This is a genomic window from Leucobacter edaphi (genome assembly GCF_016522535.1).
Taxonomy (GTDB): Bacteria; Actinomycetota; Actinomycetes; order Actinomycetales; family Microbacteriaceae; genus Leucobacter; species Leucobacter edaphi.
In genome coordinates this window covers 449,238-462,304 of sequence record NZ_JAEHOI010000002.1, presented here as the reverse complement: position 1 = coordinate 462,304, position 13,067 = coordinate 449,238, and the positions used below count along the sequence as shown (strand labels likewise).

At 68.6% G+C, this 13,067-nt stretch carries 11 protein-coding genes; 5 read left to right on the top strand and 6 right to left on the bottom strand.

What is annotated here, in order from left to right; all coding sequences use genetic code 11:
- The first annotated feature begins 8 nt into the window (after positions 1-8).
- From JD292_RS03500 to JD292_RS03490, 3 genes are read left to right on the top strand one after another with little or no spacing between them, the layout of a single operon-like run.
- Positions 9-995 (top strand): branched-chain amino acid ABC transporter permease, encoded by a 987-nt coding sequence (locus JD292_RS03500; protein ID WP_200131332.1) that lies wholly within the window; start codon positions 9-11, stop codon positions 993-995.
- Complete coding sequence (locus tag JD292_RS03495; RefSeq protein WP_200131331.1) at positions 988-1,959, top strand: ABC transporter ATP-binding protein; 972 nt, start codon at positions 988-990, stop codon at positions 1,957-1,959. The genes JD292_RS03500 and JD292_RS03495 overlap by 8 nt, the downstream gene beginning before the upstream one ends.
- Positions 1,956-2,723, top strand: a complete 768-nt coding sequence (locus tag JD292_RS03490; RefSeq protein ID WP_200131330.1) for an ABC transporter ATP-binding protein — start codon at positions 1,956-1,958, stop codon at positions 2,721-2,723. Before JD292_RS03495 ends, JD292_RS03490 begins: the two co-directional genes overlap by 4 nt.
- A 72-nt stretch (positions 2,724-2,795) precedes the next feature.
- Here the strand turns inward: JD292_RS03490 and JD292_RS03485 are convergent, their stop codons facing one another.
- The 5 genes from JD292_RS03485 to JD292_RS03465 all read right to left on the bottom strand — a co-directional run bounded on the left by JD292_RS03485 (position 2,796) and on the right by JD292_RS03465 (position 10,589).
- Positions 2,796-3,239 (bottom strand): DoxX family protein, encoded by a 444-nt coding sequence (locus tag JD292_RS03485; protein WP_200131329.1) that lies wholly within the window; start codon positions 3,237-3,239, stop codon positions 2,796-2,798.
- Positions 3,240-3,506: 267 nt separating this feature from the next.
- A complete protein-coding gene (locus JD292_RS03480) occupies positions 3,507-4,778 on the bottom strand; it encodes an ABC transporter substrate-binding protein (protein ID WP_233613257.1) in 1,272 nt (423 codons plus the stop codon).
- 168 nt (positions 4,779-4,946) lie between these two features.
- Complete coding sequence (locus JD292_RS03475) at positions 4,947-8,741, bottom strand: AAA family ATPase (RefSeq protein ID WP_200131328.1); 3,795 nt, start codon at positions 8,739-8,741, stop codon at positions 4,947-4,949.
- A gap of 129 nt (positions 8,742-8,870) precedes the next feature.
- A complete protein-coding gene (locus tag JD292_RS03470) occupies positions 8,871-9,722 on the bottom strand; it encodes a CPBP family intramembrane glutamic endopeptidase (RefSeq protein WP_200131327.1) in 852 nt (283 codons plus the stop codon).
- 63 nt (positions 9,723-9,785) lie between these two features.
- On the bottom strand, positions 9,786-10,589 hold the full coding sequence (locus JD292_RS03465) for a hypothetical protein (RefSeq protein ID WP_200131326.1): 804 nt from the start codon (positions 10,587-10,589) through the stop codon (positions 9,786-9,788).
- 162 nt (positions 10,590-10,751) lie between these two features.
- Here JD292_RS03465 and JD292_RS03460 point away from each other — a divergent pair, with 162 nt between their 5' ends.
- Together JD292_RS03460 and JD292_RS03455 are read left to right on the top strand one after the other, a co-directional pair.
- On the top strand, positions 10,752-11,063 hold the full coding sequence (locus tag JD292_RS03460) for a putative quinol monooxygenase (RefSeq protein ID WP_200131325.1): 312 nt from the start codon (positions 10,752-10,754) through the stop codon (positions 11,061-11,063).
- Between the two features lie 77 nt (positions 11,064-11,140).
- Complete coding sequence (locus tag JD292_RS03455; RefSeq protein ID WP_200131324.1) at positions 11,141-12,208, top strand: hypothetical protein; 1,068 nt, start codon at positions 11,141-11,143, stop codon at positions 12,206-12,208.
- A gap of 37 nt (positions 12,209-12,245) precedes the next feature.
- Here the strand turns inward: JD292_RS03455 and JD292_RS03450 are convergent, their stop codons facing one another.
- Entirely contained in the window at positions 12,246-13,031 is a 786-nt protein-coding gene (locus tag JD292_RS03450; RefSeq protein WP_200131323.1) for an aminoglycoside 3'-phosphotransferase, read from the bottom strand.
- Positions 13,032-13,067 lie beyond the last annotated feature (36 nt).

Here is a 13,067-nt window from a genome sequence, read left to right as displayed (position 1 = left end):
GGAACGTCATGGACTTCTTCACAGGACTCCTGGAGTCAATGCTCCAGACCGCGCTCTCGCCGATCACCGCCGCGTTCGTGCTCGCCGCGATCGGGCTGAACATCCACTTCGGCTTCACGGGCCTCATGAATATGGGCCAGGCGGGCTTCATGCTCGTTGGCGGGTACGGCTTCGTGATCTCGACGATGAACGGCGTCCCGTTCTTCCTCGCGATCCTCATCTCAATGGCGGCCTCCGCGCTGTTCGCGCTCCTCCTCGGCATCCCGACGCTGAAGCTCCGCGGGGACTACCTCGCGATCGTGACGATCGGCGCTGCGGAGATTCTCCGCATGGTCGCGAGGCTCGCGAACCTCACCCCGATCACGGGCGGCCCGAGCGGCATCCAGAGCCCCCGCTTCCGTGAGGAGTTCAACGCGCTTTCGCCGCTGCCGGAGGGACGCACGTCGATCCTCGGACTCGACTACATCAACACCGGAGTCGACGACTGGTGGTCGCGGATCGTCTCCTGGGGCCTCGTCGCGCTGTTCCTCCTGATCACCTGGCTGCTCATCCGCAGCCCGTGGGGTCGGGTGCTGAAGGGCATCCGCGAGGACGAGGACGCGGTCCGCAGCCTCGGCAAGAGCACCTTCTCCTACAAGATGCAGGCGCTCGTGATCGGCGGCGTGATGGGCGGCTTCGGCGGCATCGTCATGGCGCTTCCCGCGGCGATCAACCCCGACGGCATGGGCCGCGCGACGACGTTCAATATCTGGATGATCATGCTGCTCGGCGGTGCCGCGACGATTCTCGGCCCGCTGCTCGGTTCGATCCTGTTCTTCGTGGTGCGCCTCGTGATCACGAGCGTCGCCGCGCAGTTCGTTCCGGCGAGCGTGCTCAGCGCCCAGCAGACCGAGGTGCTCTCCTGGGTACTCATCGGCGTGCTGCTCATGCTGCTCGTGATATTCAGACCGCAGGGCATCCTCGGCAACAAGAAGGAGCTGTCGTTCAATGTCTGATCAGGCGAACTACCCGTACGACCGGGCGGCGCTCCGCGCGGAGCTGCGCACGCTCGAGCAGCGACCGGGCGTCTCGAAGCCGGACCCGATCCTCACCGTCGACAACATGCAGCGCCGCTTCGGCGGGATGACCGCGGTCGACGTCGAGCATCTCGAGGTGCAGCGCGGCGCAATTACGGCGCTCATCGGCCCGAATGGCGCTGGCAAGACGACGTTCTTCAATCTGCTCACCGGTTTCGATCGCCCGTCGAACGGCGCCGGATCTGGATCGGGCAAGGCCGGCTGGGCCTTCGAAGGCCGGGCACTCGGCCGCACGAACGCGACGAAGGTCGCGCGCGCCGGCATGATCCGAACCTTCCAGCTCACCAAGGCGCTCAGCCGCATGACGGTCCTCGAGAACATGCTGATCGGAGCGAACGATCAGCCCGGCGAGAACCTGTTCGTCGGGCTCGTGAAGCCCCTCTGGGCGAAGCGGGAGCAGGAGAACATCGAGCGCGCCGACGAGCTGCTGAAGCGCTTCAAGCTCGACGCGAAGCGCAACGACCTCGCGGGGGGCCTCTCCGGCGGCCAGAAGAAGCTGCTCGAAATGGCCCGCGCGCTCATGGCGAATCCGTCCATGATCATGCTCGACGAGCCGATGGCTGGCGTCAATCCAGCGCTCACGCAGAGCCTGCTCGAGCACATCCAGAGCCTCCGCGACGAGGGCACAACGGTGCTGTTCGTCGAGCATGACATGCACATGGTGCGGCACATCTCCGACTGGGTCGTCGTGATGGCGCAGGGCCAGGTGATCGCTGAGGGCCTGCCCGAGGAGGTCATGACGAGCAAGGCCGTCGTCGACGCCTACCTCGGCGCCCATCACGATCGGGATCTCGGCGACGATGACGTGCTCACCACCGGCGTGATCCGCGCGATCGCCGAGGAAGTCGCTGAAGAGGTCGAGGAAGAGGAGGCGGCGCGATGAGCGATTCCACCACCGTCATCATGCGGGCCGATGGGCTCGACGCGGGGTACCTGCCCGGGATCAACATCCTGAACGACTGCTCGCTGGAGGCCCGCGAGGGAGAACTCGTCGGCATCATCGGGCCGAACGGCGCCGGTAAGTCGACCCTGCTGAAATCGCTGTTCGGGCTCGTGAACATCCGCAAGGGAACGGTGACGCTCAACGGCAAGGACGTCACCGGGCTGCGCACGAATCAGCTCGTCCGCGAGGGAGTCGGCTTCGTCCCGCAGACGAACAACGTGTTCCCGTCGCTCAGCATCGAGGAAAACCTCCAGATGGGCCTCTTCCTGAAGCCCAGGGAATTCGCCGCGCGCGTGAGCGAGATGTGGGAGCTCTTCCCGATGCTCGCCGACCGGCGCAAGCAACTCGCCGGCTCGCTCTCGGGTGGTGAGCGCCAGTCCGTCGCGATGGCGCGCGCGCTCATGATGAAGCCGAGCGTGCTGCTCCTCGACGAGCCGAGCGCCGGCCTCTCCCCCGTGCGCCAGGACGAGACGTTCATCCGGACGCGCCAGATCAACCGGACGGGCGTGACGATCATCATGGTCGAGCAGAACGCCCGTCGTTGCCTGCAGATTTGCGATCGCGCCTACGTGCTCGATCAGGGCACGAACGCGTACGAGGGCACGGGCCGCGAGCTCGCGGAGGATCCGCGAGTGATCGAGCTCTATCTCGGCACCCTCGCGGCCGATGTCGAGGCGAAGGCCGCGGAGGAGACCGGGGCGTAACCGCGGTCCACTGCACGAACCGAAGGCCGGCCGGGAACACTCCCGCGCCGGCCTTCGGTCTGCTCCGATCGACTAGCCGACCAGGATATCCGGCAGTGCCTTCCTGAGCAGCAGGTGGTCCAGTGAGATCCGGCCGGCTCCGGCCGCCGCGAGGGCCAGTGCGGCCGCGCCGAGCAGCGCAACGAACTCGATCCCGCCGCTCTGGACCCAGAATCCGAGCGGGGCGTGCACGGTGACGATCGCGCCCAGCATGTCGAGCGTCAGCAGCAGCGCGACGATCCGCGTCAGCCCGCCCAGGGCGAGGAGAATGCCTCCGACGAACTCGAGGATCGCGATCGCGGGCGCGATCAGGCCCGCTGCCGGCACCCCCATGTCCTCGAATGACGCGGTCGTGCCAGGAATCGTGAACTCGAAGAGTTTCTGCCCGCCGTGCGCGGCGAAGATCACGCCAGCGGCGACCCTGAGGATCAGCAGTCCGAGGGAGATTCGGGTGGTCGGATGAGTTTCGTTGGTCATCGGCTCACTTTCATTCAGCTACAGTTGTCTCCGTTTTGCGGGAGTCATCCGAGTGTAGAAGTGAGATGGGACGCGCTTCTGAGACTCCGCGGATCCGCCGGAAGTTCCCGGAATACTCGGCGGGCGAAGCACGCTTACGAACTGCCTTTCCGCGCGAAACTCACCAGGCCGTGAACACTCGGTGGCCGAGAGGGAGCCTGGCGCGCCAACGCGAACGGGCGGCCCGCCTTCCGACGAACCGCCCGCTCACAGAGGTGAGGTGAGTGCTTAGCCCTCGATCTCGCCCTCGGCCGCCGGCGTGTTGTCCGCGCCGAACTTGTAGATGCCGACGAGCGCGGTGGAGGGGTCGTTCTTATCGTTCAACGGCCCAATGCCCGCCTTGCCCGCGTACTGGATCTCCTTGCCGTCCTTGACCAGCTTCACGCAGTCCGCGAAGGACTCGCACTTCTCGCCGCCCTTGGCGCCGGACACGGCGGCCAGGTTCGCGCGGATCGTCTCCGAATCGGCCGAGCCGCCCTTCTCCGCAGCGAGGGCCACGAGCACGAGCGCGTCGTAGGTCTCGGGGGCGAAGTTCAGGCTCTTGCTCGCGTCCTTGTCGACCGCGACGAGCTCCTTCTCGAAGTCCGTGCCAACGGTGCGGCCCGGCGTGGTGCCCTGGGCGCCCTCGAGCAGGCCCTTGTCGAACTCGGGGTACGGCGTGGTGTTGCCGTCGACCAGGTACAGCTTCTTCAGGTCGAAGCCCTGCGCCGCGAGCTCGGGGATGATCTGCTTCGCCTCGATGTAGCTGAGGATCGCGATCGCGTCCGGCTTCGTTGCGAGCACCGCGGAGACCTCGGACGAGAATGCGGTCTGGCCCTCGGGGAACTCCTGTCCCTTACCGGTGGCGCCGTACGTGACCGTCGAGCCGTTCTTCTCGAGGGTCTTCTCGAGGTTGTCGCGAAGGCCCTTGCCGTAGTCGTTGTTCAGCGCGAGGATGCCCACGCTCGCGTGGCCGTCCTTGATGATGAGGTTGCCGAGCGCGCTGCCCTGGACCGTGTCCGGGGCGATCGTGCGGAAGTACAGCGGGTTGATGCCCGAGAGCGCGATACCGGTGTTCGAGGGCGAGCCCATGAGGATCCCGGCCTCGGTGAGCTTCGGCATGGCCGCGTTCGTGTTGCTCGTGCCCATTGCCCCGAGGACGAAGGCCGGCTTCTTCTTGATGATGTCGTCGACGCTCTTGGCGATGACGGTCGGGTCGTTCGTGTCGCCCTCGTTGCCCTCGACGACGAGGTTGACGTCGTTTCCGAGAACGCCGCCGGCATCGTTGATGTCCTTCATCGCGAGCTTGAGCGCGGCCTGCGGGCCGTAGATGAGGTGTTCGAGCGCGCCGGTCTGCGGCAGCAGCGAGCCGATGTTGAGCGTCGTCTCCTTCTGGGAGCCGCTCGATTCGCTCGTTCCCTCCTTCTTGCCGGAGTCTCCGCCGGAGCAGCCGGTGAACACGAGCGCAGCGCTCGCGAGAAGGGCGATTCCGCCCAGTGTCCGTCGTGCGTTCTTCTTCATGAAGGCCGCCTTTCTGCGAGTCTGATGCCGCACCTATGCGGCATTCAGCACTGAGCCTATCGAAACTGACTGTTTCATCTGAATCGAGCGACTGCGGATCGCAAAGTCGTTAGATTCTCGTGATGAATTTGCTCGGAAACCGCGTTGATCGGGGGTTCGCCTCGCAGATCAGTCGTTCTCGCCCTCGCGACCGATCCGCTGTCCGACCACGGCGGAGATCCCGTCCTGGCGCATCGAGACGCCGTAGAGCGCGTCGGCGATCTCCATCGTTCGCTTCTGGTGCGTGATCACGATCAGCTGCGAGCTCTCCCGCAGCCGCTCGAACACCTGCAGCAGGCGCCCAAGATTGGCGTCATCGAGGGCGGCCTCGACCTCGTCCATGATGTAGAACGGGCTCGGGCGCGCCTGGAAGATCGCGATCAGCCAGGCGACGGCCGCGAGGGAGCGCTCACCGCCGGAGAGCAGCGAGAGACGCTCGACCTTCTTGCCTGCCGGCCGCACGGACATCTCGATGCCGGTGCTCAGCAGATCGTCCGGCGTCGTGAGGGAGACCTCGCCCGATCCCCCCGGGAACAGAATGGGGAAGACCTCCTCGAACGCCGCGCGGGTGTCCTCGAATGCCGCGGCGAAGATCCCCTGCATCTTCTCGTCGAGCTCGCTGATGATCGCGAGCAGATCCGAGCGGGTCTTGGTGAGATCGCGCAGCTGCTCGGAGAGGAAGAGGTGGCGCTGCTCGAGCGCGGCGAACTCCTCGAGCGCGAGCGGGTTGATCCGGCCGAGTTCGGAGAGTTTCTTCTCGGCACGAGCGAGGCGGCGTTCCTGCTCCGCGCGCACGAAGGGACGGCCGGCAGGCGGCTGGGCCTCGTCCGCGGCAGCCGGCTCCCCCGCTGTGGCCTCGCCGCGCGCCCCGCCAAGCGCCTCGGCGTCGTCGCCGTCAGCGGCCTCGCAGGCATCGGCCGAGCCGGCATCGGGCGCGCTCCGGTCTGCGGCGCCGCGCTCGTCGCCCGTCAGACCGAGCTCGGCGGCGAGCTGGCGCTCGAGATCGTTCTCGAAGCCGTCGTCTTCGCTGGCGTCTTTCGCGGCCGGCGTGATGCTGCCGCTGGCGGCGTCGGCGGCGGCCTCGCGCTCCGCGTCGATTTCCGGAATGAGCTGATCCGGGCCAAATTCTGCGAGAAGCACATCCTCGACGAGTCCGAGCTCGTTTCCGGATCGCTCGAGCAGCGCGGAGAGCTGCAGCTTGCGCTCGTAGCTCTTGAGCTCTGCCCCGTGTACGCGGTCAGTGAGGGACTGCAGCTTCCGCCGCAGCTCCGATTCCTCTGACCGCAGCAGCGTGAGTTCCTGACTGTGCCTGGCTCGCTCCTGCTCGGCCGCCTGCTGCGCGAGCCGGGCCTCGGCGAGCGAGCGATCCGCGGCGTCGAGAACCGCGGGAAGCACTGCCGCGACGTGCTCGGCCTGCGCCACCTGGCGCGCGCGCAGCACGGCCCGACGGGCGGCCTCCTCCGCGGCGCGGCGCTTCGCCTCGTACTGCTCGCTCAGGCTGTCGCGGCGCGCGAGCCCGGCGCGGGCACGCTCGCGCGCCGTTTCCAGGGCGAGACGCAGCTCCATCTCGACCGCGCGGGCGCGCTCGAGATCCTCGAACACGCCGTCGCGCGCGCTCGCGTCGAGGATGGGACGCGGCTCGGCCTCGGCGTCGCGCAGGGCCCGCGCCGCGCGCTCGGAATCGGCCTCGGCCTCGTCTCCCGACCCCGAAACCGAGGCGAGCGCCTGCTCGGCGCGCCCGGCCTCCGCCTGCGCCGATTCGGCGCGCGCGAGCAGGCGGTTCCGCTCCTTCGCGTACTCAGCGAGGCGCGCGTCCGCGGCACGGAGCTCCGTGTAGGCCTCCTGGGCCGCGGTCTTCGATCGAGCAACCGAGGAGCGCAGCTCATCGAGTTCGGCCTCGGTCCCCGCGATCAGGGTGACGACCTCGGCGAGCCTCGCCTCGGCCTGCTCGAGTTCGGCCCCGAGTTCGATCCGCGACGGCGCGGCGTCCGTTCCGCCACTCAGCGTGAACTCCGTGATCACCTCGCCGGCCCGGGTGACAACGGCGAAGCCGGATCCCGGCGCGGCCTGTCGCAGCGACTCTGCCGCGGCGATCGCCGCGCCGAGATCCTCCGCGAGGAAGCTGCGCGTCAGCAGGCCGCGCACACCGGCCGGCGCATCGACCAGGAGCTCGGTGATCGGCGTTGCCCCGGGAGTCGCCACGCCGAGGTCCTCCCCGCTCGTTCCGCCCCCGACCACGATGTTCAGGCGTCCGAGATCGGAGTCCCGCGCCGCGTCGAGTGCCGCGCCTGCCGCGGCCGGCGACTCCGCGAGCAGCGCGTCGGCGTAGGCGCCGAGCGCCGCAGCAACCGCGGCCTCGTCACCCTCAGTGACGCGGATCCGGTCGGACACCCGGCCGTCGATCCCCGCAGCGCCCTGTTCGAGCAGGGCCCCTGACGCGTCGCGGAGGTCGAGGGAGCGGGTGAGCGCTTGCACGCGCGCGGCGAGACCCGCGCGTTCCTGCTCAAGGGCGTGCAGACGCTCCCGCGCCTCGTCGCGCCCCTGCTCCGCCTCCGCCTGGCGCTCCTGCGCGGCGCGATAGGCATCATCCAGGCCAGCCTCGGGCGTCTCCTCCGCGTGTTCGCGCTCCTCGAAGGCATCGAGCTCGGCCTGGGCTTCCTCGGCGCGCTGGCGAGACTGCGCAACCGCTTGCTCGCGCCGAGCGATCTCCTGCGAGACGGCCTGCAGCTTCTGCGCGGCGGCCTCGGCCCGTCCTCGGAGCTGGGACAGTTGCAGATCGTGGCGCGACACGAGTTCGCTCTGGGCCGCGATGTGCTCGTCGATCGCGTCGAGCGCGCGCTGCGCCTCGCGGGTCTTCGCTCCCGCCCGGTCCCACTCCTCTTCGGCGGCCGGGATCAGAGCTTCCAGCCGCGCGGCTTCCTCCGCGGCCTCGGCGACGCTCGCCTTGCTCACGCCCGCTGGACCCTCCCCCGATTCGGCCTGTGTCGCCAGGAAGGTGAGCCGCTGCTGCGTCTGTGCGAACAGTCCGCGCAGTTTCGATTGGACCGACTCGAGGCCGATCGTGATCCGACGGGCGGCATCGAGCTCGTCGCTCTGCTGCTCCTGCTCGAGTCGCTCGATCCTGAGCTGCTTCTGCTCCGCCTGCTCCTGCAGCACGATGCGCTCGGAGTGCCGCTCGGACTCGTCTTTCGCGAGCTCCGCGAGTTCGCCCCGGAGACGGGCCACATCGTCGGCCAGCAGCCGGGCCTTCGCGTCGCGCACCTCGGCGGCGATCCCCTGTGCCGCGCGGGCGACCTCGGCCTGCCGTCCGAGCGGTTTGAGCTGCCTGCGAATCTCACCCGCGAGATCGTTGAGCCTGGTCAGGTTGGTTTCCATCGCGTCGAGCTTGCGGAGCGTCCGCTCCTTGCGTCGCCGATGCTTCAGGATTCCTGCGGCCTCCTCGATGAAGCCGCGGCGATCCTCAGGGGTGGCCCGCAGCACCGCGTCGAGCTGTCCCTGCCCGACGATGACGTGCATTTCACGCCCGAGCCCCGAGTCGCTGAGGAGTTCCTGCACGTCGAGGAGACGCACCGAGTCCCCGTTGATGGCGTACTCGCTCGAGCCGTTGCGGAAGAGCGTCCGGCTGATCGTCACCTCGGTGTACTCGATCGGCAGCGCGCCGTCGCTGTTGTCAATCGTGAGTTTCACCTCGGCGCGGCCAAGCGGGCCGCGGGTGGAGGTGCCCGCGAAGATGACGTCCTCCATCTTGCCGCCGCGGAGCGTCTTCGCGCCCTGCTCGCCCATCACCCAGGCGAGCGCGTCGACGACGTTCGACTTCCCCGAGCCATTCGGCCCGACAATGGCGGTGACCCCGGGTTCGAACTGGAACGTGGTCGGCTGCGCGAAGGACTTGAAGCCCTTGAGCGTGAGGCTCTTGAGATGCACGCCGCTCCTTTCCGTCGCGTTCCCGACCGGGTGTTCCACGACGGATCCCCGCCATGACCTGCATAGAACCCTACCGCCGGGCGAGTCGCACACCGCCGAAACACGGCGCGAACACGCCGATCAGCGCGCTCACAGGGGCGGCGCGACCGCGATCCCCGCGAGCCCGAGTGCGGGGATCATGATCCCCGGAATGCAGAGCAGCGCGTTGACGAGGAAGTGGGCGAGCACGATGGGAAAGAGCCTTCCCTCACGGCGCACGGCGTACGCGGACATGATCCCCCACACGGAAAAGGCCACGAAGTAGATGACCGCGCCGGTCGCGGAGGCCGCGAACAGGGCGTGCTGCGCGCCGAACAGGACGGACACGAGCGCGGTGCCGAGCGGCCTGCCGATCCAGGGAATCACCCCCGTCAGCCCGTATCCCCGATACACGAGTTCCTCGGCCGGTGCGTTGGTGAGGAGGAACGGAACCGTGGCGAGCGCGGCGATCAGGAGCAGCCACGGCGGCGTGCTCGCGGGAACCGCTGCCGCCGCGAACAGGTATTCGACGGCCGCCGCGGGAGCCTGGGAGCCGAACATCACGAGCAGCATGATGGCGATCGCCGCAAGGAACGGGAGATTCACGACGAGCACCCACCGCAGGGAGCGACGAAGATCGGCGGCGAACGCGCCGGGCACCACCCCGAGCGCCTCCCGGAGCGAGCTCCCGCGCCGCGCAAGATCGCGTCGCATCACCCACAGGCAGAGCAGGTTCGCGGGAAGCAGCCCGATCGTTGCCCAGGTGCCGTTCAGAGGAAACCCAGCCCCGGCCGGCGTGCCGGCGAGGGCGAGCCAGAGCAGCACGGCAGCGGCGGCGACCGTCGCGAGTCGCATCCCGATGAGCGCGAGGGAACGCACGGGGCTGATCGCGAGTGGGAACCCCCGCGGCGGAACCGGCACGGGGCCGGCTCGCTTCGCTTCGCTGCCGCCCGTCCCGCTCATTCCATCAGAGTATCGAGCGAACGCCCCCGGTCAAGAGTGCATTCGACCGGCTCTGCTTCGGGGCTACTTCCGACGCCCGAACCAGCCCTTCCGCTTCGGCTTCTCCGCGGGCGACTCCTGCGCTGCGGTCAGCTCGGACGCTGGCACGAGGTTCAGTACGGCGCCCATGCCGATCTTGCTCTCACCCGTCACGAGCGCGTATTGAGCGCCGTCGATCGCGACGGTCATCCCACCGGCGGGCAGCGCGCCCCCGTCGAGCAGGTCGGCCACCGCTCCGCGCAAGCCGAGGTAGGCCTGTGCCGGGTCGAGAGCGTTCGAGACGAGCTGCACCTCGCTGCCTCCCAGGTGACCGAGGCCGATCGTGTGGGCGATCGCCGTCGACTCGTCGAGCTTCGCCGCCATCGTGTTAAACCAGACGAGCGTGGAGCGGTCCATCATGTCGTTCGTATAGATCACGTCGGTGGCGACGTAGTCGGCGTCGGGCAGCCACACGGCAAGACCGTTGTCGTCGTCGGCGTAGTACGCCGCGAGGTTCGCAAGGAGGTCGCTGTTCTCGAACAGGTCGCCGCCTGCCTCGACGCTCACCACCACGTAGCCGCCGTGCTCGGCGAGGATCGGCTCCAGCCGCGAGCGCTGCGCGGACTGGGCGACCGCGTACTCCAGCTCCTGTGCCCGCAGCGGCCCGTCACCGAGTTCGAGCGTCACCGGCGTACCGTTCACCCGCGTCGGCACGACGCGGAGGGTGGGGTCATCGATGTGGCTCGCGGCGTCCGGCACGAAGAGGCCCAGCGCCTCGGCGGCGTCGCCGAACGGGCGCTTGAGCAGGATGACGGAGCGGAGTTCCGGGGCAGCGGGGATTGCGTTCATTCGGGCACCTTTCGGGATCAATCCCGCCAGCCTATCTGCGATTCTGTGGACTCCCCCTGAAGTGTAGAGGCGTTGTCGATGAACAGTGAGCAACCGAATCGCGCGAAGCCAGCGCCGCAGCGGCCCTGGACGCTCCGGCCGCCGTTGCCTACGCTTGATCACATGACCTTCGCGAATGTGGGCACCCTCGGAACCGTCCCCGGCAAGCGCGAGGAGCTCGTGCAGATCCTCACGCGCCGCAGTTCCGAGCTCTGCGAGATGGGCTGCCTGCTGTACGAGGTGGGCACGAACGAGGACTCCCCCGACACGGTGTTCGTCATGGAGCTGTGGGAGACCGCCGAGGCCCATCGCGCCTCGCTGCAGCTCGACAGCGTGCGCGCCGCGATCGCGGAGGCCCGTCCGCTGCTCTCGGGCGAGATGGGCGGCTTCAGTTTCGACGTCGCCGGGTCGCCGCTCCGCGTCGAGTTGAGTTGAGTTGAGTTGAGTTGACCGTTCCCGCCCTCCCGGAAGCGCTGCTCGCCGGCCCGCGTGGCCGACGATTCTTGCTCGGCTTGGCCAGTGATCTGGACGAGAGGGAGTCTGGCGCCGGCGCGCGCGAGGGCCTGTTTGCCCTGATCCACGCGGCGTCCCACGCACTGGAACCGGAGCGGGGCCGCGCATCGGTGCCCCTTGCGAGCGAAGGTTCGAGGGGCAGAGCAGCGGCACCGATCGCCCCGGTCTCCACCGAGGAGATCGCAGCGGCGATCGATCGCCTCGAACTTCCTCGGCTCGAGGCAGGAGCAGCGGCGCTCCGCGAGGCGCTCGCTTCCGCCGTGCGAGCCGCGCGGTACTGGCAGTGGCCGGATGGAACCGACGCGCTCGCAGCGACCCCGATCGTGCGCGACGCCCTCGCCCGCATTTCGCGGCACGTGGCGGGCTCGCCCGCTGCCGAATATCTCACGGCTGAATTCTCCTCGCGCTCACAGGTCAGTACCGCGTTCGATGGAGCCGAGCACCCGGCCCCGCTCGGCGCGACGAGCCGGGTCCTTGCGGACTGGCATCGCGACACTGTTAGATCGGAGGGTGAGGCCAGCCTGGCGTACCCCGCGGACCCGGCGGACTGCCCCGGGGGTGAGTGGTGGTCGACACCGCCGTTCGGAGTGCCGATGAGCACACCGCGCGAGCCCGATGGAAGCTCCGCTGCACTCTGGTTCACCGAGGACGAATTCGGCTGGGAGCGGGCGCAACTGCAGCCCCTCGGGAGTCCGGCGGAGCTGCGCGTCTTCGAGATCGACGGTCCGGAGGCGTGGGCCGAACTGTGCCGCCGATTCCCGCTCGACGTCTCGGCGCTGGTGCGTCGCGACTGGTTCGAGACCACGGGCCGCCCCGGCGACTGGGTGGTTCCCGACTGGCACGCGGCGAGCAACCACTTCGACGCGATCCATCTCACCGTCCTCGGCTATCTCTCGGCAGCGGGATCGGCAATACCGGTCGATGCGGGGCGCGCGAGCGTGATCGCCGGGTGGACCCCAGGTGGCACCTCCTGGCTCACCGACCGATTCCGCTACCTCGGAGAACCCGAAACGTGGGCGCGCGAAGACACCGCGGGGATCGGGGCATGGAGGCGCGTCGGTTCCTGAGCGGAGACGCGCGCACCTGGTCCTCGGCCCACTCGGCCTACTCGGCCTCCCACAGCCGGCGATAGTAGGCGATGCGCTCGGGATCAGGATCGATGCCGTACGCCTCCCAGAACACGGCCTCGTCGTACTCCGGATAGTTCCACTCGAGCGACAGTGACATGACCGCAAGATCCGCCCAGCGATCCGCGAGCCCGAGGCGCGCGAGGTCGACGTGGGCGAGGAACGATCCGTCCTCGCCGAGCAGCGTGTTGGGCGCGCAGGGATCCCCCTGGCAGATGACCAGCCGATCGATGGGCGGCGCCTCACCAAGCTCGCTGACATCGCGGCCTGCGGAGCCGCCAGCGGCCAAGAGCCGCTGATCAACGCCCCAGTCGAAGGGGCAGTCGGCCGCGGTGAGGTCGTGCAATCGGCGAAGCCCTTCACCGAGGGCGCGCAACGCCCGATCCGGCTGGACTTTCCAGCGTTCCGAGACCGCGGATCGGCCCGGGAGCGCGCGGGTGAGCAGGATCTCTCCCGCCCCCGCCATGATCATCGCCTCGACGCTCGGGACCGGGTGCTTGCCAGCGAGCCAGCGCAGTCGCTCGGCCTCCCCGACCAGCGACTCGCCGCTCCCCACGGGATTCCACTTGACGAAGTACTCGGGAGAACCCGGCTCGACCGTAGCGGCAGGAATGACGGCGAAGGTGAGACCGCCGGCTTCGTTGCGCCACACCGGCTCGACCTTCGCCGAGCCCAGCCCCAGCGCCGAGAGGGCGGCCTGAAGTTCGGGCGGAACGGGGGTTTCTTCGGGCGGCGGGCCTGCGATGTCTGAGGGATGCACCATGCCGGCGATTCTTCCGCATGCGCCGGACCCGTCTCC

Bases quoted from the DNA above. Each gene is read 5' to 3' on its own strand.
- JD292_RS03470 (WP_200131327.1), bottom strand. From the start codon at position 9,722: ATGAGCGGGACGGGCGGCAGCGAAGCGAAGCGAGCCGGCCCCGTGCCG.
- JD292_RS03460 (WP_200131325.1), top strand. From the start codon at position 10,752: ATGACCTTCGCGAATGTGGGCACCCTCGGAACCGTCCCCGGCAAGCGC.
- JD292_RS03500 (WP_200131332.1), top strand. From the start codon at position 9: ATGGACTTCTTCACAGGACTCCTGGAGTCAATGCTCCAGACCGCGCTC.
- JD292_RS03490 (WP_200131330.1), top strand. From the start codon at position 1,956: ATGAGCGATTCCACCACCGTCATCATGCGGGCCGATGGGCTCGACGCG.
- JD292_RS03450 (WP_200131323.1), bottom strand. From the start codon at position 13,031: ATGGTGCATCCCTCAGACATCGCAGGCCCGCCGCCCGAAGAAACCCCC.
- JD292_RS03495 (WP_200131331.1), top strand. From the start codon at position 988: ATGTCTGATCAGGCGAACTACCCGTACGACCGGGCGGCGCTCCGCGCG.
- JD292_RS03485 (WP_200131329.1), bottom strand. From the start codon at position 3,239: ATGACCAACGAAACTCATCCGACCACCCGAATCTCCCTCGGACTGCTG.
- JD292_RS03480 (WP_233613257.1), bottom strand. From the start codon at position 4,778: ATGAAGAAGAACGCACGACGGACACTGGGCGGAATCGCCCTTCTCGCG.
- JD292_RS03465 (WP_200131326.1), bottom strand. From the start codon at position 10,589: ATGAACGCAATCCCCGCTGCCCCGGAACTCCGCTCCGTCATCCTGCTC.